This is a genomic window from Streptococcus mitis, assembly GCF_047465045.1.
GTDB classification, from domain to species: Bacteria; Bacillota; Bacilli; order Lactobacillales; family Streptococcaceae; genus Streptococcus; species Streptococcus mitis_DT.
Genome location: NZ_JASHAR010000051.1, coordinates 1 through 565 on the forward strand (window position 1 = coordinate 1; position 565 = coordinate 565).

Here is a 565-nt window from a genome sequence, read left to right on the forward strand (position 1 = left end):
GCATTTGGTTTAGACGCTGCTTCTGCTGTCTTCGTCAAATCAGCTGCTGGAATAACCGCTGTCTTACCTGACGGTGTTGTAACAGTTGCGTTACCTTTGTCATCTACTACAACAGTTGAGCCTGGGTTAACGGCTTTTACCTTATCCTCAATAGCTTTCTTCTCTTCTGGAGTAAGGGCTTCTGGATTGGCTACTACTGTCTTAGAGGCTGGGGTAATCACATCGTCGCCCGCATTTGGTTTAGACGCTACTTCTGCTGTCTTCGTCAAATCAGCTGCTGGAATAACCGCTGTCTTACCTGACGGTGTTGTAACAGTTGCGTTACCTTTGTCATCTACTACCACCGTAGCTCCTGGGTTAACTTCTTTAACCTTATCCTCAATTGCTTTTTTCTCTTCTGGAGTTAAGCTATCTGGATTGGCTACTACTGTCTTAGACGCTGGTGTAACTACATCGTCGCCTGCATTTGGTTTAGTAGCCGCTTCTGCTGTCTTCGTTAATGCTGATGCTGGAATAACTGCTGTCTTACCTGACGGTGTTGTAACTGTTGCGTTACCCTTATCAT

The 565-nt window shown here is 45.7% G+C and carries 1 pseudogene; it reads right to left on the bottom strand.

Going from position 1 to position 565, the window contains the following annotated elements:
* Positions 1–565: pseudogene (locus QM409_RS10750) on the bottom strand (hypothetical protein); the annotation flags it as partial.